The following is a 21,230-nucleotide window of genomic DNA, read 5'->3' as shown; positions in this document are numbered from 1 at the left end:
CATCTTCTGTATCAGCAGATAAGAGCAGAATCTGTCCCTGTAAAGTAATAATTACATAGAAAGAATGTAAAATATCTTCAATTGCTTTGGTACCACTTGATAAGTATGAACTTTCAGTAATTTTTGATACCAATCCTTTTTTATTTTCAAGATTCAATAAATGTTGAGGATATGTTAACACTGGAATCGATCATCAGTTGGTTATCAACATGCATTACCCCAGGGGAAGACCATGCAACATTTTCAGCATCTTTTTTTTCCGCATAAGATCGTACTGTACCAGTTAAAATAAGCTTATCACCGATCACGTTTACTGTAATGCCAGCTGAGTCTATGATTGCATTACGTTCAAAGGCACGCATAATGTTATCTAATACACCCTCTGCCGCAATTTTATTTTTAACATGTATGTTATTAATAATACAACAAACGCCGTTCAAATTTTCGATTGCCTTTTGTGCGGAAAGTTTTTGGAAGGCCCATTCTGCATCTCCTTCGAGTGTTACTTGCGCATTTTCTACCTGAACGGTAATTGTATTTTCATTAACTGCGCTATTCCATTTGAGAGCGCTGAGAGCAGCTTTTGCGATATCTACATCTGTGTAAATATTGCTTCCAGGAACCTTAACCAGAATCTCTTCAGCAACGGCCTTAACGCCATTAACTTTTTTACTTACCTTTTCGGCAAGTCTTTTTTTGTAGTAGGTATCAACTATACCTGAAAGCATCACCACACCTTCATTTACAGAAACTCCGATCTCGTTCCCAAGCAAGGCTGGTTCCCACTGGATTTCAGACATTACGTCTGCTTGTATTTCTCTATCTGTTTTCATACTATTTTTTAAGATCAAATTTGTTCTTAATCCTGAAATAGTAGAATGAGCATTCTCACTTTACTAAATGATTTAAATCACTAAGCACAAATGCAGGCAGCTGTCTTTCAGTGTTAAGAGCAGACTTAATGACAAAACTCATAATTCGATCGGGTATTTATCATTTTGGTTGAGAGTTAAATGATGTAATTATGTATTCTAAAACTTTAAAATGGAAACCAAACTAATTCTGCCTTTTAATGAAGTAGGTATTAAAGATGTTTCATTTGTTGGAGGAAAAAATGCTTCCCTCGGAGAACTGCTAAAGAACCTTAAACCTCTCGGAATAAATATACCCGATGGTTTTGCAACAACAGCCGATGCCTTTCGTTTGTTCCTGAATGAAAATAAATTAACAGATAAACTTGCTCTGCTGGTTAATACCCTTGACAAAAAAGAATTTGTCAATCTTAATAAGGTTTCTAAGGATGCCAAAGCACTTATTAACTCTGCTAAATTACCTGTACAATTGATACATGAAATAACAGATCATTACAAAAAACTTTGCGAAAAATTTAATTCTGAGGTCGGGGTAGCTGTGAGAAGTAGCGCTACGGCAGAAGATCTGCCAACAGCCAGTTTTGCGGGGCAACACGACTCTTTTCTTAACATCAAAGGCATCAATGCTGTACTTAATTCGGTGCAAAATTGTTTCGCTTCTTTGTACAATGCAAGGGCAATCAAATACCGAATTGACAATGGTTTTGATCATAGCAAAGTTGCCTTGTCTGTAGGTATACAATTAATGGTGCGTTCCGATAAGGCCAGCTCAGGCGTTTGTTTCACTATTGAACCTGACTCAGGATTTAAAAATGCTATTGTTATAACAGGCTGTTGGGGACTTGGTGAAAATATTGTACAAGGCACTGTTACACCCGATGAATTTCACGTTTTTAAACCGCACATCGGTAAGTTTAAAAGACCTGTTATTTCGAAAAAACTGGGATCAAAAGCAGAGACTCTTATTTATAACGAAGATGGTAATGGCACTGTTAATACGCATACCCCGCTTGAAAAACAAAAATGCTGGACTCTAACTAATTCTGAAATAGAAACCGTTGCCAAATGGTGTTTGCAAATCGAACAACATTATAAAATGCCAATGGACGTTGAATGGGCAAAGGATGGTTTAACAAATCAACTCTTTGTAGTACAGGCAAGACCCGAAACGGTTCATTCTACAAAAGATCCATTAGTTGTAAAAGAATATAGTCTGAAACAAAAAGGAAACCTTATAGTTACAGGAAACGCTATTGGTTTAGGCATTGTTTCAGGCATGGCACGTGTTATTAATTCTTCGGCGGATTCAGATAAATTAAATACTGGTGAAATTCTTATTACGGATGTTACTAATCCAGATTGGGATCCTATTCTAAAAAAAGCCGCCGCAATAGTAACTAATAAAGGTGGCCGCACGAGTCATGCCGCTATTGTTGCACGTGAAGTGGGAGCAATAGCGATAGTTGGCGCTAACGGTGCAACTGAAAAAATAAAAGATGGCGATATTATTACCGTTGATACATCGCAGGGTAAATATGGTTCTGTTTATTCAGGCAAATTAAATTGGACCGTGAAAGACCTTGATTTCAGAAATATTAAAATGCCTGTAACACAAGCCATGCTGATCTTGGCCGATCCTGATAAAGCATACAAATTATCTTTTTATCCCAACAAAGGAGTTGGTTTAATGCGCATGGAGTTTGTGATCACGAACAGTATTCGTGTTCATCCAATGGCACTTGTGAAATTTGATGAATTAACTGACCCAACGGTTAAAAAAGAAATCCGTGAACTGACAGAACACTATGCCGATAAAAAAGGCTATTTCATTGATAAACTCTCTCAGGCGATAGGAACGATTGCAGCGGCCTTTTATCCAAAAGATGTTATTGTGAGAATGAGTGATTTTAAAACCAACGAATATGCCAACCTGCTCGGTGGTAAACAATTTGAAATGAAAGAGGAAAATCCTATGATTGGATTTAGGGGTGCTTCGCGGTATTATAACGACAGATACAAGGAAGGATTTAAACTGGAGTGTGAAGCGATGAAAGTTGTGAGAAATGAAATGGGACTAACGAATGTAAAATTAATGATCCCGTTTTGCAGAACAGTAGAAGAAGGAAAAAAAGTAGTTTCTCTAATGGCTGAATACGGTTTGAAGCGTGGAGAAAATGGTCTGGAAATATATGTGATGGCTGAAATTCCAAGCAACGTAATTTTAGCCGGGGAGTTTGCAAAAATATTTGATGGCTTTTCAATTGGCTCAAACGATCTCACACAATTAACACTGGGTATCGACAGGGATTCTGACATAATTAGTGATCTTTTTGACGAAAACAACGAAGCTGTTAAATATATGATCTCTCATGTAATTAATTCAGCTAAACTATGTGGATCTAAAATAGGCTTGTGCGGCCAAGCTCCTAGCGATTACCCTGAATTTACTGAATTTCTGGTAGCGCATGGTATCGACAGCATATCCTTTAATCCTGACGCACTTTTAAAAGGAATAGAAAATATAAATAAAGCAGAAACATTATAAACTTAAAAATACAAATCATGGGAAAACTTAACAATAAAACAGCTCTGGTAACTGGTGCAGCATCAGGCATGGGAAAGGCCATAGCGCAACTGTTTGCAAAAGAAGGTGCCAATGTAATTGTTGCCGACCTTCACCAGAATGAAATTGATGAAGTTGTAAATACCATAACAATCGATGGTGGCAAAGCACTAGGCGTTCTTTGCGATGTATCGAATGAAAAGGATATCAAAAAAATGTTTAATGCCGCGGTGGCGCATTTTAAAACAGTAGATGTATTGATTAACAACGCCGGGATTATGGATGATTTTATGCCAATAGATCAAGTCTCCAACGATCTATGGAATCGTATTATGGCAGTTAATGTAAATGGACCGATGTACGCTTGTCGTTTTGCTGTCCCAATTATGCTTAAACAAGAAAGTGGAGTTATTGTGAACATTGCTTCGGTGGGAGGATTATATGGAGCAAGAGCCGGAGTGGCTTACACCGCGTCAAAACACGCGGTAGTTGGATTAACCAAAAATATTGGGTTTATGTATGCTCAAAAAGGAATTCGCTGTAACGCCATTGCGCCGGGTGGAGTAAATACTAATATCGGGAAAAATATGAATCCAAATCCATTCGGAATGGAGCGCGGTATGGCAGGAGTTGCGACAATGCCACGGATGGGTGAAGCGGATGAGATCGCCAAAACCGCATTATTCCTGGCTTCTGCAGATTCGAGTTTTGTGAATGGAACTGTTCTCACAGCAGATGGCGGCTGGACAGCCTATTAATTGATCTTTTACCGTATTAAAAAAAATAGCAGTAGTCAGTGTATCTTATTTAAGAAATAAACAAAAAATAACAAAATGGAAAATCAAGAAAATTTAACACAGCAAGTTGTTTCAATGCCAAGAATTGGCGACAAGGCGCCTGAATTTAAAGCGGTAACCACCCAAGGCGATATAAATTTTCCGGCAGATTATAAAGGAAATTGGGTAATCCTTTTTAGTCACCCTGCCGATTTCACCCCTGTATGCACTTCTGAGTTTATGACTTTTGCATCCTTGGAAAAACAATTTAATCAAGCGAATTGTAAGTTAGTTGGACTATCTGTTGATGGTTTGTATAGTCACATTGCTTGGTTAAGAACTATCAAAGAAAAGATTGAATACAAAGGAATGAAAGATATTGAAGTTAACTTCCCTTTGATAGAAGACATTACCATGAACGTTGCAAAAAAATATGGAATGATAATGCCAGGTGAAAGCAGTACTAAAGCTGTTCGTGCTGTATTTGTGATTGACCCTAAAGGAATTATCAGAACAATAATTTATTATCCATTAAGCTTAGGTCGCAATTTTGATGAATTATACAGAGTTGTAATTGCGCTGCAAACGGCTGATGAATTTAATGTTGCTACTCCAGCTGACTGGAGACCGGGAGACGAAGTAATTGTACCAACAGCTGGTTCATGTGGAGTTGCAAAAGAAAGAATGGAAAATCAAGATGAAAATACACACTGTTATGACTGGTTCTTTTGCACAAAGAAAATCGATAAAGAAACCGTTCTGAATACGATTATTAAAAAATAACAAACATAACAATGAAAGAGTATAAATTTTGCCAGAGCTGCGGATTCCCTTTAAAGAAAGACAAAAAAGGGGGAGGATCTGAAAAAGACGGAACAATAAGCAGAAAGTTTTGTTCGATGTGTTATGCAAATGGTGAATTTCTCACTCCACCCGAAATTGACACTGCGGAAAAAATGCAGAAATTTTGTATACAGGAAATGAAGAAGGACGGAATCAACAGTTTCTTTGCATGGCTAGCTACAAGGTCAATTCCAAAACTTGAGAGATGGAAACAATAATAGTTGCAGCAATTCCAAAAAAATAGAAATCATTTATTTTTAAAGTAAATGGATCATCAACAAATTATAGATTGGTTATTGGAAGGAGATGTCTCTATTCAATATCAGGTATGGCGCGATTTGTTGGGAGTACATAAGAAGAAACTGCAAGATAATATAGCGAGTGAAGGCTGGGGCAAAAAAATTCTGGCAAAACGCCATATAAATGGTTGTTGGGGCGATAGATTTTACCAGCCAAAGTGGACTTCTACTCACTACACATTACTTGACCTACGCAATTTAAATCTCCCCTCAAACAATGAAATGGTGAAAGAGACCATTGAATTAGTTTTAAAGAATGATAAAGCAGAAGATGGTGGAATTCAGTTAGGACCGAGCACAACTCAGCATAGTGATGTATGTGTTAATGGAATGTTTTTGAATTATGCATCCTATTTCAAAATGCCTGAAATTAAACTGCAGTCAGTCGTTGACAGTATTCTGACTGAAATAATGCCCGACGGCGGCTTTAACTGTCGAACAATAAGAAGTGGAGCTAAACACAGCTCATTGCATTCCTCTATTTCAGTTCTCGAAGGGTTTACCGAATTTATGAAAGCAGGCTTCACCTATAGAAAGAAAGAAATAGTAGATGCCATAAAAACAGGAGTTGAGTTTATCTTGATGCACCACTTATTTTTATCAGACCGAACAGGTCAAATAATTAGTAAAGAATTTTTAAAATTAACGTATCCCAGCAGATGGCGGTATGACATTCTTCGAGCTATGGATTATTTTCAATATGCAGGAATTAATTGGGACAACAGAATGACAGAAGCTTTGAACTATTTGAATAAAAAACAAAATAAAGATGGAACATGGAACTTGCAGGCTGCACATGTTGGTCAAGTACACTTTGTGATGGAGAAAGCAGGAAAACCTAGTAAATGGAACACGTTAAGAATGTTACGTATAAAGAAACATTTTGAAATTAAATAACTACAGCTAACACGGTTTTTTCGTTAGTGGACATACAATGCAAATATGAACATTTACGCAATTAATAAACATGGGTACTAGTAGACGGTTTTCGATTTCAAAAGCCCTAACGAGGAGCCAGAAATTATTATTCGTAATTTTAGCACTAAAAACCAAATTGTGCAAATAGACCCTAACTCAAAAGATATATTTATAGAAAAGAATTTCTTTTCGCAAGATATTCCAATTGAAGAAAGAACTTCGGTTTTTAATAATCTATTTTTTCATTACAAAAAGGACTGGCAAAGTTCATTTGCATTAATGCTTATTTTAAGTGTTGGCATAGCTTCATTAGGCCTTTCGGAAGATTCATCAGCAACTATAATAGGAGCAATGATAATAGCGCCATTGGGACAACCGATTGTAGCCTTTGGCGGCGCTATTGCGTTAGGTTGGAAACTACAATCATTTAGAATGCTAGGGATAATTACTCTTGGAACAATAAGTTCTATTCTGATGGCTTATATAATTGGTTTTACACTGCCGGAAATAACTCCAAATCAGCAAATCTTAATTAGAACGTCACCTGATTTACGTGATCTCGGAATAGCTTTATTAGCGGGTGCCGGAGGCGCTTATGGTTATTATCGAAGTGAATACTCCACTGTATTAGCTGGTGTTGCAATTGCTGTAGCCCTGGTTCCACCTCTTTGTTCCATTGGATTAATGCTTGAACAAGGACATTTCATTTTGGCAGGTGGAAGCTTCTTGTTGTTCATTACTAATTTTATAGGAATCACTTTTTCATCACTGCTAATTTTTTTTCTTTTAGGTTTACGACAAAAAAGAAACCGTAAATGGTTCTACACAGGTACAATCTTGATAGTTATTTTTGGTTCAACTATTATCGTTCCACTTGCATTGAACTATAAGAAGTTTAATTCAAGTGCTCAATTCCAAAGTTCTGTTTATGAAAAAGCTAGAATTGTTTTTGAACGATCAAAAAATTCACCGGCAATTAAGCATTTGTCAATACAAGGGACTGGAGTTATCATAACAATTGAACCATTTCCGAGTGACAAAGTTGAAGAACAACGATTGAAAATCGAATTGGAACGTACGACTGGGCTACAAGTTTTTCTCCAAAATTCTAACCGACAATAAGAAATTGACAACGCCAGCCTTAAATCATGCAAAGAATAAAGAGAACCTTTAGTCTTTACCAAAACCTACAACAATTTTGGAAGTGCACTTTGCAGAATTGCAACCAATCCGTTTTCTCCATTTTACAAATTCATACCAAATCACACTTGTAACACCAATGATTGCGCTAATGGCGATTTGCAAGGCATGCAGTTTTTTAAATTGAAAGAAATTATTAAGCGTAGGTATGTAAAGCAGCGCAATTAAAATCAGCAACGTAGCAGTGATCACAAGCAGAACCAAATTGTTTTTATATTTCAATGTTGTGAAAATAGAATAAAGAAAAGATCGGTTTACAAGTGTTAAGACTAAATTGGCAATAATTAATTGCGTAAAGACCATTGCTCTTGCAGTCGGCTCATCAAAGCTATTCATAACGGCAAATTGATAAGTGATCAATGTTCCTGAAGAAATTGCCAGACCCTGTATAATACTTGTAGTGAGTTCTTTCCAACTAAAAAAAGTGCTAGTAAAAGGCCTTGGTTTTTGTTGCATCGTATTTTTTTCAATGGGTTCATTTTCATAAACAATAGAGCAGGTAGGACCCATAATTAATTCTAAAAAAATTACATGAATCGGAGAAAGTATATTCGGATAGATCCAACCTAAAATTAATGGAATAAATACGATAAGGATAATAGGAATGTGAATAGAGATAACATACTGAATTGCTTTTTTAAGATTGGTATATATTTTACGACCCATAGCAACCGCGTCTACCATCTTAGAAAGGTCATCGTCTACCAGAATCAAAGAAGCTGCTTGTTTCGCTATTTCAGTTCCTTTCTTTCCCATGGCGATACCAATATGAGCGGCTTTTAGTGCGGGACCATCGTTTACACCGTCTCCTGTCATGGCTACAATTTGTTGATTTGATTTTAATGCGTTAATAATTTTCAACTTCGCATCTGGGAACATGCGTGTAAAGACTTGCGTTTCCATTACCGTTTTTTGTAATTCTGCGTCATCCATTTTCATTAGAGTATCTCCACTTATACTTTTATCATAACCTCTAAAACCAATCTGCTTGGCAATGGCACTGGTTGTAGCTGCGTTATCACCGGTAACAATTTTTACGGCAATTCCGGCAGTATAAAAATCTTCAAGTACGGTCCGAATATTTTTCTTTGGTGGATCGTAAAATGCTACAATGCCTTTAAACGTAAATTTGAAATGCTGTTGTTCTGTTGGAAAATCATTTCCCTCAAAAAGGGCTTCGCCAATACCTAAAACACGGTAACCATCACTAGCACAGGTTGCAATGGCTTCTTCAATTTTTAGTTTTTCACCTGCACTTAAATCCGATACATTCATCAAAGCTTCGGGTGCGCCTTTTGCGGCAATGATGCGGTCTCCTTTTTCATTTTCAAAAATATGCGTCATCATTGGTGGCTTACCTCCAAGAGGATATTCATGCGCCATTTTATAATGTAGACGCTCATCTGTAGCGACATTTTTTTTATATGCTGCATGTAAGGCTACTTCCATGGGATCGAAAGGTATGGGCTCACTCGACCACATAGCCAATGTAATAAGCGCTTGTTCGTCTGGACTTAAAGTCCCTACTGGATCCGATATTTTTTGTGAAGAAAGAGTATAAAGTTTTGCGAGGCTCATTTTATTTTCGGTGATGGTTCCAGTTTTGTCGGTGCAGATAACCGTAGCGCTGCCAAGTGTTTCTACAGTTTTCATTTGTTTCACAATGATACCCATCTTCATCAATCGCCATGCGCCGAGCGCCATAAAGGTCGTAAAGGCCACTGGAATTTCTTCTGGCAAAATACTCATGGCCAATGTAAGTGCCTTTAGTAAACTGTCCAGCACATTGTAAGAATGGAAATAGTTAACTGCCCAAACAATTAGAAAAACAATGGCTCCTACAATCACCATTTTTTTCACAAAACTGCTGATTTGTAATTCTAAGGGTGTTTCTTCTTCTTTTATACTTTCGAGACTTTTGCCAATTTTACCCAGTCTGGTTTCATTGCCAATAGCAGTGATAGTGGCTATGGCTAAACCACTTACAATGGTTGTACCTTGATAAATAACATTATCTTCTTTTGTCTTGTCTTTATATACGGTAAAGGACTCTCCCGTTAAAATAGATTCGTTTACAGAAAAATCATTTGAATGAATAATAAAGCCATCAGCAGCAACCGAGCCTCCTTCTTCCAGAATCAGGGCATCGCCAATAACAAGATCTTCACTTAAAATTTCTTCTGTTTCTCCATTACGGATAACTTTGCAGCGCGGCTGAGTGAAATTTTTTAATTTATCGAGTGCGTTGCGGCTCCGTGAATCCTGATATAAGGAAATGGCGGCAACTAACACTATAGCCAAAGAAAGAAAAATGCCATCGCCTGTTTTTTCGCTAATAAAATAAATTGAAGATGCTGCCAGCAATAAGAGTATCATAGGTTCTTTCACCAGACTCTTTAAGGAATCTACAAATCCATTTTCTTTTTTGTAGTTTGCACTGTTTGTCCCGTTTTTATTTCTTGAATCAAGAACTTGCTCATTTGTAAGACCGCTAATATCAAACGTGTTTATGGACATTAAATTAGTTCGAGATTTTTAATTAAAGAAAAATGCGCAGAATGATTTACTCATATAAATGTACCATAATAGAATTCAATATGAAATTATATATGTTATATAAATCATTCTTTTGTTTGAAGGGGGGGTATACAAATGAGAATTGTTTTACCTTATCCGTCTAATTAGGGTTTGCAAGTAACTAAAGCAATCCGGAAGTCGCAAAGAAAGAGCTTAAAGAGTAATATGAGTCGCTGAATCTATTGCTGAAAAAATATAGTCGAAGATTTTAATTTCTAAAATTAAAAGTCTGATAAATGAGTCATCTTTAAAAATTGTAATTCTCTGTCCAGAAAAGATAGGGCGGTTTTGTATCTTCGCTAGCATATGCGACACCAAGCGTGGGCCGACAAGCAGATCCTTCTCATTTATTTTTATGTGATCATTCTGCAACCAAATTTCTTTTCCAGTTAAAGAGATGCTATTATGAATCAGATCTATGCTCAAAGCCTGTGAAACTTTTCCGCTCCGCAGGATTTGCAATCCTGTGGCAACTGTGAATCAAACGAATTTATCATTCCGAAAATGCACTCAGGTTTCACTCGCATCAAAACCTACCAACCAATCGATTGCTTCTTCCTCACTATAAAAAAAGCGCGTGCTTGTTTTAGGTTTGTGCTTCTGAATAAAATGTTGAATAACCATTTTTTGAGCAAAGTTATTCGCGAAAAAAGCAACGGCAGTAAATTTCTTTTTGAGTTCTTCACTTGCAAAAAAATGTTTCGATTTCATGTCATGATTGTAATAATCTTCGCCACAAATTAAAATGGGAGCAATCAACCAAGGAGACATATCTTTTATCAAGTGAAAAATTTTGACATTTTCAGAATATGAAAATAAATGATTTTTAAAGTAAACTTGAATAATATTTTCTTTTCTAAAGGTTATAATAACATTTTCTAATTCTATGATAGAGTGGTGCGAAGGACCTGCGTTCATTACTTAATTTACGTTATGTATAGTTTCTAATCTCATCCTTTTTAATTCGTAGTAAAAATTGTATAATTACGAATGGGTCGCTAAAGTAGATAAACAGGATTTTTATTTAAATGTATTTAAACGGAACCCTCAATAGTTAAGGGAAAACCCTTAACTATTTTAAGGAAAATCACTTTACTATTTAAAGCTTCTAATGAAATACACTTAGCAACAAGATAGAATATCTACTTTCGCCGCGTAAAAATATTAAACCCTAAAAAATGAAAAAAAATTTATTCTTAATTCTCTTAGCTATTATGACCACACCTGCGGTGTTTGGTCAATGTACATTTGGAAGTTATCCGGCTGCTTATATTATTAATCCAGGCTGGACCAATGGCTCATGGCTTGCTCAACAATTCACTTTGTCAAGCACTGCAACTTTGACTGGTTTAGGACTTAATTCAGGAGCTAGTAATAACGCTCAGTATAGAATGGCTATTTATACTGATAATGCTGGATTTCCCGGTACCTTGGTATCATCTACTAGTCAAGGAACTGTTACGTTTGGAACAAATATTCTTCCGGTTCAAAGTAATACAGTTTTACCTGCTGGTAATTATTGGATAATGGCAAACTATAATGGTGTCGGCCCCGCGACCTATTCTAGTTCGGGTGCAGCTACAAATATGTGCTTTCAACCTGGATCACTTTCAAATCCACCGGCTACTAATTCAACTTGGTCAACTGGACCTAATTATAGAGTTGACTATTGGGCGGTTATTAATTCACCAATGGTAACCGTTAGTGGTTCTAGTCTCAGTTGTTCTGGATCTTCAGTAACACTTACCGCAGGCGGTGCACTCAGTTATAGCTGGAGCACAACAGCAAATGCTAATACAATAAGTGTGGCTCCAACCAGTAATTCAAGTTACACTGTTGCCGGAATAAATTTATATGGTTGTATAAATTATGCAATCCATAGCATCACGGTTAATCCTCTGCCAACAGTTGCTATAACGGGTCTTAATACCGTTTGTGTTGGAGTTTCGGCGAGTCAAACTGTTAGTGGTGCGTCTACTTATTCTTGGACAACGGGAGCTACCACTAACACTGTTCTGCTTTCTCCAAATGCAACTTCTGTATATGCAGTTACTGGAACTGATGGAAATGGTTGTTCTTCAAGTGTTACAAAAACAATTGCAGTTAATGCTCTGCCAACTTTAGTTATTAATGGGAACAATTCAACTTGTGTTGGATCAGCCATAAGTGAAACGGTAGTTGGTGCATCAACTTATTCTTGGAACACAGGTGCTACAACAAACACAGTAGTTACATCTCCTTCTACAAACACTATTTTAAGCGTTGTAGGAACAGATGCGAATGGATGTTCATCTACAGTAACAAAATCAATTACAGTAAACGCATTGCCTAATCTCACTGTATCATTATCAGACCCAATTTTATGTGCCGGTCAAGAAGGTACCATAACTGTTACTGGTGTTACATCATGCTCATGGAATACCGGCGCAACGGGTACAAACTTTTTGCATAGTCCAACAACTAGTGTAACTTATACGGTAACTGGAATGGATGGGAATGGTTGTGTTAATAGTGCGAATGTTTCGCAAACAGTTGGTGATTGCACAGGTATTGAAAATGAAGAGTTAAACCCACTTTCAATTCTTGTGATGCCAAATCCAGGGCATGATTTATTTGTTGTGAAAACGAATTCAGGAAATTTGACTTTTCATATTTATAATTCTGTAGGAATGCTGATAGAAACAATCAATACCAAAACAAAGGAAACTCAGATTGATCTTTCTAACCAAGCTAATGGTATTTATTACCTTGTTGGCGTTTATGAAAGCGGAACAGTAAGCAAAAAAATAATGAAGTTTTAAGTTGTAGTATAGTTAAGTGAGAGAGGAATTGTTTCAGTTGAGACAGTTCCTTTTTTTATACATACCCATTATCATTTGCATATTTCAGTAAGCCTAAATTATTTTTAATTTGAAGTTTACGATAAATACTTGTCTTCCTTCCTTCAACCGTTTTTTCTGAAATCAATAATTTGCTAGCTATTTCTTTATTTTGAAATCCCTGTGCAATTAAACGAATAATTTCAACTTCTTTAAGTGTGATCGCTGGTTTCTCTGTTTCTTCAACAGAAGTGTCAATAAACACCTGTTTAAGATCATGACTCAAATACTTGTTCCCCTTAGCAACTTCTGCAATGCCAGTTAACATATCTTCCAACGAAGCATTTTTACTAATATAACCAAGCACTCCGAGTTTAAACATAGTTTTTACAAAAGAATATTCTGTATTCATTGAAACAACAATAATTTTAGGATGTGGTAAAATATTGCATAATGTTGGAATAATAACACTACCATTTTCACCCTTTAGATTAATATCGAGAAGAATTATGTCTGGTATAGAACCACGCACAAAAGCAAGTGCTTCCTCTCCTGTTTCAGCCTCACCAATTATTACAATTTCATTATTTGTTAGCAAAAGATTACGCCATGCCTGACGTACTAATTTATGATCTTCAACAAGTAGTATTTTTATCATTGTTATTTATTTAACGGTAAAACAATAAACGTTTTTGAACCCTTATTTGGCAGAGAAAAACTCCTTATTTTTCCCTTTAGTAATAATATTTTATTTTTAATGTTTTTAAGTCCGTTTCCGTAAATTATATTTTTTAAATCTGTTCCAATACCATTATCACTTACCGAAAATAAAATCTTAGAATCTGTTGTTTTAGCTGAGATGTAACAGTTGATTCCTTTAGAATGCTTAATGCTGTTATTCAAAAGTTCTTGTATGGTCCGCAATACATTTATTTTATGACTTTCATCTAAAAGAATTTCATTAATACCATAGTTTAAGAAAATAATTTCCATATTATTGGTTCCATTCATTTGCTGAATTAAGTCGCTGAGTGCATCTGACAAGGACTTATCTTTTAATAAAAAGGATCCTTGGTTACCAGCAATTCCTCGTATTTCCTGTATGGCCATTTCAATTAATTTAATGCCTTCCTTATGTAAAACTTCAGCTGTGCTTTTTGCCGCACCTAATTGTAATTTTGCTGCAAACAAGAGTTGATTGACCCCGTCGTGCAGCTCTGCGGCCAGTTTTTTGCGTTCTATTTCTTGAATATCAATAATAGAGTTTGCTATGTTTTCCTTTTCTTTTATCTCAAGTTTTAATTGTTCCTTTAATTCTATATTCAAATCATTACTTTGTCTTTCTTTTCGAAATTTATACCAGAGATAAAAGGATAAAAAAAGAATCCCGATAAGGACTAAGAGAATCAACGCGAGTATAAAATAAAATTTTCGTTTTTGATCAAAAAGTTTTTCTAATCGCTCTTTTTCACTTTTAAAAGTAATTTCTTTTTTCTCTAACTCAAACTCCATTTGTTTTTTAAGGGCCAGTCTTTGTGTAATCTCATTATTGGTGCTATCCCTCATTTGAATATACAACTCATACATTTTAAGGGCTTGTTTTTCATTACCAAGTTTTTCGTAAATAGTTTTTAAGCTGAATGCTGCGTTTTTAATTTTTACTGCATTGCCCAATTCAAGACTTTGTTTTAACGATCTTTCGGAATAGTTTAAGGCCTCTTTGTAGTTGTTTTGAAAATAATAACAATCACCAATGTCATTTAAAACAGAAGCTACTAATTTGTAGCGATCAAATTTTTCGCCAAGGTTCAAACTCTTTTGATAGTAGTGCATCGCAACGTCGTACTGCTGTTTCGCAGCGTAAACTTGACCTATACGTTCATGTGCCAATGTTTGTGTATACAGATCATTATTTTCAATACATTTTTTAAGACCTATTTCGTAATAAAACAAAGCGGTGTCTATTCGGTTTTTAAGAAAGTGAAAATAACCCAGGTTTATTGTACTTACCGCTATTTCTTCATATTCGCCATATTGATTAATAAGTGTAAGTCCTTTTCGAATGTATTCAATCGCTTTATTTAAATCACCAATATCATTGTAAGTGTTAGCCATGTTGTTATACACAACGCCTACCCAGTTTAAAAGTTTGAGTTCTTCATAAATTTTAAGGCTCTTGTGAAAATAATCAAGTGCCGTTACCACGTCACCTTTATCCCTGTTAACGAGACCATAGTGATTATAGGCAAAAGCCAAATATTTTTTTAATGTGGTTTGTAGTTTATGGTCTCTTGGTAAAAGGACTATTTTTTTTTCGGTTTCTCTTCTTAATCGAAAACAATATTGATCCAATTTTTCTGGAACAATGTTTCTTAGTGCTAAGGTGTATAATAAGCCAAGGGCAAGGGTATCGTCGGGCGCACTTATTTTTGTTTCCGGAATTTTCTTTAAAGCAAGAACTAACGAATCATCGTTTTGAGCACGTGTATTCACAAACAAAATAACAAATAATGATATAAAAATAATCTTATGCAGATCTTAGTGATTTGAAAGGTGAGAAGAAAACTAATTTATGAAATTAAAAATTTAATAGTTATTTAATGTAAAAATGATTAAATAATATAACAGATGGTTGATACAAGTGTCTTAAAGGCGTGAGTCTACCAAAATTTTACATCTAAAAATATGATCAGTTACTGATCGAACAGCAGTAACTGGTTTTGTAAGTTAAAATTGAAGAATTAAACTAGTATTTTTTATATCTTCGTAAGTGTGCTTCAATGAAAACGTTATATCCTTTTTTACTTTTATTTCTAACGCAAATAAACGCTCAAACGTGTCCGGTTAACTGTAATGGAAGTTTCGATAATACGAGTATTACTACCGGTGTTGCGCTGGTTGGAACAATTCCGTGTTGGAGCACAACCGCTACTAACGGAACAATGGAAGTATGGGGGAATGGAGCTAACGGAGTTTCATCGTACAGTGGTATACAATTTGTGGAATTAAACGCAACCATGGCAGCAACCATGTTCCAAACCGTTACGGCGGTTGCCGGTACTCCATTCAGTATTAGCTTTGCCCACAGAGGCCGCGCAGGTATTGATACTGTGCAAGTTTCCATAGGCCCTTTTGGCGGACCATACATCTCTCTTGGCAAATATGGAGATGGTAACACGGCATGGGGAACTTATACAGTCACATACACACCTCCTACCAACGGATTATATGAAGTCAGGTTTACGCCAGTATACTGGAGCGGTGGGAACGTGGCGATTGGAAATTTTCTGGACGGAGTTTATGTGAGTACTCCCGTGAACCTAGTTATTGGAGCAACCTCTTCAACTATTTGCTCTGGAGGGAGTACTACGTTGACGGCTTCAGGCGCCCTCTCTTATACCTGGATCCCGATCTCAGTTAATCCTACCATTGTAGTTTCACCTACAATAACTACCACTTACTACCTTTATGGGCATTCTAATGCATGCACAGATGCCGATTCTATTACGATTGTAGTAAGTTCTGGGGCTCCTGTTGCTATAGCGGGACCAACTTCCGTATGCGTAGGTAGTTCTGCGACGCTAACAGCAACTGGCTCCACTACTTATACCTGGAATACATCCGCTAATTCATCGAGTATTGTTGTTACTCCAACCTCGACAACGGTATACTCGGTAGTCGGTGGAACAGGTAACTGCAGCGGAAGCGGGACTTTTGTTGTGACCGTTGTGAATTATCCTGTTTTAAGTGTCAGCAACGTTTCTATTTGTCCAGGTCAGGTTGCCACTTTAACGGCAAGCGGCGCGGTAACTTATACATGGAACAGCCCCTTCGCAACTGGCGCTAACTATACACATAATCCTTTAACTACTAAGCAATACACCGTGATCGGATCTGTATCCGGCTGCACAGCCATGACCACGGCCAGCGTAATTTTAAAACCTGTTCCTGTTCCAGTGATTTCCTCTAACAGCCCGCTTTGTAATGCTGCGAGCTTGTCGCTGAATGGTGGTGGTGGAGTCTCTTATTTATGGTCAGGACCTTTTAGTTTTACTTCTGGCATTCAAAATCCGCTTATCAATCCCGTCGGACCAAACAATTCAGGCGTTTACACATTGGTAGTTACAGGAGCAAACAACTGTACTGTTTCCGCAAATGCCACGGTTGTCGTTAATTCAGCGCCTGCGCTTGTGGTAGTTGCAGGAACAGTTTGTGCAGGCGAGACACTTAGTCTTAGTGTCAATCCTTTGGCAGGAACTACTTATACATGGACAGGCCCCCTAAATTTTAATTCCAACTTACAAAATGTGTTATTTCCAAATTCTACGCTTCAACACTCAGGCATCTATACGGTTATAGCAACGGGCGTGAACGGTTGCAAAATTTCTGCCACTGCCACTGCAAGCGTTCTCCCTCCGCCAAGTCCCCATATTTCATTAAACAACCAGACAATTTGTGCACAAGCGTTTAATGGATCACCTAACGGTCTTACTGCAAATTTTACAGGAGCAAGTCTTTACACATTAAGCGTTCCAAATTATATAAATAGCTCCAACCCTTCAGGACCAGCATCGATTTTGACCATGACAGCGCCATATCAGCCAGCTGGACCCGTCACCGTTACGCTCGTCGGTTCTAACGGAGCTTGTACTGTAAGTGTCACAAGCCAATTTACTATTATTCCAAATCCAACAGTGATTATCAGTAATCCATTTCCAATATGTGTTGGACAGACATATACGTACACTGCTTCCGGCGCTGACGCTTACACGTGGTCGGCCGCGCTTCCTGGAAGTATCAGTAGCGTAAGTAATAACGTAGCGATAGTAACTCCTGCAAGCACTTCTTCATTTTCAGTGATTGGTACAAGTTTAGGTTGTAACAGCGCTACTAATAGCAGTACACTAACGGTTAATGTGCTGCCGCAATTTGTCGTCGAAACGAATCAGGCCGTTGTATGTCTTGGAAGTTCTGCTGTATTATCAACAAAGGGAACAGGAGATAACTTTATCTGGTTCCCTTCAACAGCGCTCAATTCAGTGGCGGGCTCTACCGTTATGTTTAATCCTACCGTTTTACAAAGTCATAATTATACAGTAGTTGCAAGCTTAAACAATTGTACTAATTCAGCCATGGTTACCTTATCGGTTGCGCCATTGCCTGTACCTATCATTACTTCTATTGCGCAGACAGTTTGTGTGAACAATATGATAACTCTCCAAGGAAGTGGAGGCGGCGACTATCAATGGAATGGACCCGCAGGATATATCGGTAACGATCAGAATATGACTTTTAAGGTCAATTCAATGAATTATTCTGGTATATATACACTTACAGTTATTGATTTAAACAAGTGTAAAGCCGATGCCACGCAACCTCTGGCATTATTTAATCTGCCAACTGGTCACTTCCCTGCAGATCAGCTTAAAGGATGCGCCCCTTACTGTTCTCAACTTTCATTTTCAGTTAATTCAACATCGACTCCTGTAAATTTAATGAACTGGCAAGTAAGTACAACGTCTTTTACAGGTAGCGATTTTAGACATTGTTTTAAAGAAGAAGGAGAACATTATATTAAAGGAATGTTGAGAGACACAAACAATTGCATAAATCAGTTTACACTAATAGTAAATGTGTTTCCAAAACCTTCGGCTAATTTTGTTTTTGCTCCTAAAACCCCAATTGAAATGTTAGACGAGGTTCTTTTTACAAATACTTCTGACGGAGTTGAACTTACAAACAGAGATTGGTATTTTACAGACAATATGGGGTATCGCACTACCGACGAGTACGTACGGTACACCTATTCAAATGCTGGTACATATCCGGTGGCAATGGTTATTAGAAATAAGTGGGGTTGTGCCGATACAGTTGTAAAAGAGATTTCAGTGGAACCTAATTTTAGTATCTATGTACCAAATATTTTCACGCCAAACGAGGATGGAAAAAACGAAGTTTTTTTACCGATCGTACGCGGCGCTAACTGGTACCATCTAATGGTTTTTAATCGTTGGGGAGAGATGTTATTCGAAAGTGTTGATACAAATGAGGGCTGGGACGGAAGCTATAAAGGACAGGTGTGCGAAAATGGTACCTATGTTTGGAAAATCACGCTTTTCATAAATGGAAAAGGGAGTGAAAAATCCTATAGTGGACACGTGAGTATTAATAGATAATTTCAATTCTTTGCATAAGCACTTTCTTTCTAATGCATAAGAGTATTTGATTATTTCATATACAGCGATTCATTAGTTTTCATAAATAGTCAGGGTAAGATATTTGATGACCTAAACGCACCCCATTGGAAAGTAACAATGTCAGCAATTCCATTTTGAAACATTCAGTGTTTTAATTATAGGACCGAACAAAAATAAGTTTATTAATCTGTTTTTATAAAACGAATTGGTTTAGAATTTGGGTAGGTAGCTAATCTCAAAAGGTAAACACCGCTTGGCAGATCTTCAAGATCAACCTGAGTTGTACCAATTTTTGTTGGAATTGTTCGTATAGGTTTACCAGTGAAATCTGTAAGGTTAATTTCTAATTCTTTAGAAGTTTCAAAGCTCACACTGCCATTTGAAGGATTTGGATATATATTAAACCAAGATTCTTCTTTCGTAATATTTTGTAGACTGGTACATTTATTTACTGTTATAGTAAACTGTTTGCTTTGCATGCAGGTATTTGAATAAGTACTACTAACACTATAAACAGTTGTAATTGTTGGCGAAATTAAAATTGTTGAGGTTTGAATACCAGTACTCCAGGTATAGTTATTTGCTCCAGTAGCAGTTAAGATTTGTTTATCACCTTTGCAGAGTGTAAAAGTGCCTGTAACATTAAGAGCTGGAGGTACAGCCGTAGGAGTAATGATAGCGCGAATTGTGTCAGAAGAACATTGGTAATAGATTACGAGCTGTGTTGTGTAAGTTCCAATAGCTGAATAATTATGGACAGGATTTGTTAATGTGGACGTGTTCGCAGTACCCGAATTTGCATCACCAAAATTCCATAATAGTCCTGTAACTGTATTTAAATTACCACCACAAGCAACACTCAAACTAAAGGTTGGTGAAGAGTCAAATGAATAGCTTGTACAACTTGAACTATAAGTAAACGGAGTAGGGGCTGTTTTAAAATAACTGGTGATAAAATTAGGGATGCTCCACACAGTTGATTTTGGTGCGATGGATTGACCAAGATCTACGTAATTGCACCCTGCTCCTAAAACATTAGGATTGTTTATTACCCCAAGCGTGGATTGATTGTATCGCGCGGCATAAATTTTTCCATCCGAAGCAGCTTGCATTGCCGCAATGCCTGCAGTACTCGTGTAAACAGGATACTTACTTGCTACAATTAAAGAATCATTGCCAGCGCAGAGGTTCCATTGATAAAGAAATCCGTTGCTGTAGCCTGTACCGCCATAAAGTTTGGTGCCATCTGGAGAAAATTCAACGCCATAAGCCTTGTTAACAGCGTTTGTAGTTAAGCTAAGCGAATGAGAGATTACGCCAGTGCTATTATCAAGATCATATAATTCAAAAGCACCAAGGCCGTGGATAGCTAGAGCAAGCTTTTTACCATTCGGCGAGGTTTTCATACAACCGGCGTAATTTGGATTAATACTATGAGTAGTACCGATGGTAGAAATAACTGGTGTTGTATTTACTCCTGTAGAACTCAATAGAAATGATTTGAAATCTGCAGAATTCCAATCGTGAATAATTACCCAGATATCACTACCATTGCAGTGTTTCACCGACGTTAACTTCTCGGTACAAATAGCAGACAAGGTTGTGTTTTTAACCGTGACAGATCCCATTCCGGCAGCTAGACTCATATCAACGATAGAGAATGCGCTTCCAGCTCCAGGAGGTCCACTTTGTGTGAACACATAATAAACTGTACTGTTTCCAGGCTGCTTGGCAATGATCGCGGATTGACTGGAGGAACTGTTTCCTGTTAAGCCTGTTCCATTTGCCATTGCTATATGCATTTTATTATAAACGGTTATACCATCGGTATAAAACATCAAATTACCTGAAGTGTCAGACATGCTAGCGCAACCTTCAATAGTGTTTATAGCTCCGTTTGTTAGTATCGTTGGCGGACTGGTCATAAAGTCTAATCCAGCGTGGTTACCAAAATACCATTTATTCGTTTCATTTTGAGAGAATGCAAGGCAGACAAACAAGTTAAATAGAAAAAATAGTAATGTTTTTGTTTGGGGTTTCATTGAATCAATTAATTAGATTACATCGAATATAATCAATTTCTATTCTTGTTAAAAACCTCTTAATAACCCACACTTTTTTGTTGAGAAATCAAGATTAATATACTACCTTTGCGCCGTTAAAAAT

At 36.9% G+C, this 21,230-nt stretch carries 14 protein-coding genes; 8 read left to right on the top strand and 6 right to left on the bottom strand.

Features of this window, described 5'->3' with window-relative positions:
- Positions 1–146: 146 nt before the first annotated feature.
- Positions 147–800 carry a BON domain-containing protein gene (locus tag P2086_RS15495; protein ID WP_396127424.1) on the bottom strand — a complete coding sequence of 218 codons (654 nt, stop codon included), beginning with the start codon at positions 798–800 and terminating at the stop codon, positions 147–149.
- Between the two features lie 244 nt (positions 801–1,044).
- Between P2086_RS15495 and ppsA the strand changes: the two genes are divergently transcribed.
- The 6 genes from ppsA (at position 1,045) to P2086_RS15465 (ending at position 7,393) form a co-directional block, all read left to right on the top strand.
- Positions 1,045–3,417: a phosphoenolpyruvate synthase gene (gene ppsA / locus P2086_RS15490; protein ID WP_317897661.1), complete on the top strand. Its 2,373-nt coding sequence runs from the start codon at positions 1,045–1,047 to the stop codon at positions 3,415–3,417.
- A gap of 17 nt (positions 3,418–3,434) precedes the next feature.
- Positions 3,435–4,193 carry an SDR family oxidoreductase gene (locus tag P2086_RS15485; RefSeq protein ID WP_317897660.1) on the top strand — a complete coding sequence of 253 codons (759 nt, stop codon included), beginning with the start codon at positions 3,435–3,437 and terminating at the stop codon, positions 4,191–4,193.
- Positions 4,194–4,268: 75 nt separating this feature from the next.
- A complete protein-coding gene (locus P2086_RS15480; protein ID WP_317897659.1) occupies positions 4,269–4,994 on the top strand; it encodes a peroxiredoxin in 726 nt (241 codons plus the stop codon).
- 11 nt (positions 4,995–5,005) lie between these two features.
- Positions 5,006–5,272, top strand: a complete 267-nt coding sequence (locus P2086_RS15475; protein ID WP_317897658.1) for a zinc ribbon domain-containing protein — start codon at positions 5,006–5,008, stop codon at positions 5,270–5,272.
- 48 nt (positions 5,273–5,320) lie between these two features.
- Positions 5,321–6,250, top strand: a complete 930-nt coding sequence (locus P2086_RS15470) for a hypothetical protein (RefSeq protein WP_317897657.1) — start codon at positions 5,321–5,323, stop codon at positions 6,248–6,250.
- 159 nt (positions 6,251–6,409) lie between these two features.
- Positions 6,410–7,393 carry a DUF389 domain-containing protein gene (locus P2086_RS15465; protein ID WP_317897656.1) on the top strand — a complete coding sequence of 328 codons (984 nt, stop codon included), beginning with the start codon at positions 6,410–6,412 and terminating at the stop codon, positions 7,391–7,393.
- A 48-nt stretch (positions 7,394–7,441) separates the two neighbouring features.
- Here the strand turns inward: P2086_RS15465 and P2086_RS15460 are convergent, their stop codons facing one another.
- Positions 7,442–9,988, bottom strand: coding sequence for a cation-translocating P-type ATPase (locus P2086_RS15460; RefSeq protein WP_317897655.1), 2,547 nt, complete (start codon positions 9,986–9,988; stop codon positions 7,442–7,444).
- Positions 9,989–10,558: 570 nt separating this feature from the next.
- A complete protein-coding gene (locus P2086_RS15455; RefSeq protein WP_317897654.1) occupies positions 10,559–10,966 on the bottom strand; it encodes a DUF7793 family protein in 408 nt (135 codons plus the stop codon).
- A gap of 260 nt (positions 10,967–11,226) precedes the next feature.
- On the opposite strand from P2086_RS15455, the gene P2086_RS15450 reads away from it, so the two are divergent.
- A complete protein-coding gene (locus tag P2086_RS15450) occupies positions 11,227–12,849 on the top strand; it encodes a T9SS type A sorting domain-containing protein (RefSeq protein ID WP_317897653.1) in 1,623 nt (540 codons plus the stop codon).
- A 55-nt stretch (positions 12,850–12,904) separates the two neighbouring features.
- On the opposite strand, the gene P2086_RS15445 is transcribed toward P2086_RS15450, so the two are convergent.
- Positions 12,905–13,525, bottom strand: coding sequence for a response regulator (locus tag P2086_RS15445; RefSeq protein ID WP_317897652.1), 621 nt, complete (start codon positions 13,523–13,525; stop codon positions 12,905–12,907).
- 2 nt (positions 13,526–13,527) lie between these two features.
- Positions 13,528–15,360: a tetratricopeptide repeat-containing sensor histidine kinase gene (locus tag P2086_RS15440; protein WP_317897651.1), complete on the bottom strand. Its 1,833-nt coding sequence runs from the start codon at positions 15,358–15,360 to the stop codon at positions 13,528–13,530.
- Positions 15,361–15,647: 287 nt separating this feature from the next.
- Between P2086_RS15440 and P2086_RS15435 the strand changes: the two genes are divergently transcribed.
- The gene (locus tag P2086_RS15435) at positions 15,648–19,043 is read left to right on the top strand and encodes a T9SS type B sorting domain-containing protein (protein ID WP_317897650.1); all 3,396 of its coding nucleotides are present in this window, start codon (positions 15,648–15,650) and stop codon (positions 19,041–19,043) included.
- 203 nt (positions 19,044–19,246) lie between these two features.
- On the opposite strand, the gene P2086_RS15430 is transcribed toward P2086_RS15435, so the two are convergent.
- A complete protein-coding gene (locus P2086_RS15430; protein WP_317897649.1) occupies positions 19,247–21,106 on the bottom strand; it encodes a T9SS type A sorting domain-containing protein in 1,860 nt (619 codons plus the stop codon).
- Positions 21,107–21,230 lie beyond the last annotated feature (124 nt).

The organism is Aurantibacillus circumpalustris (assembly GCF_029625215.1).
Classification (GTDB): domain Bacteria; phylum Bacteroidota; class Bacteroidia; order B-17B0; family Aurantibacillaceae; genus Aurantibacillus; species Aurantibacillus circumpalustris.
This window is presented reverse-complemented; position numbering and strand designations above follow the sequence as displayed.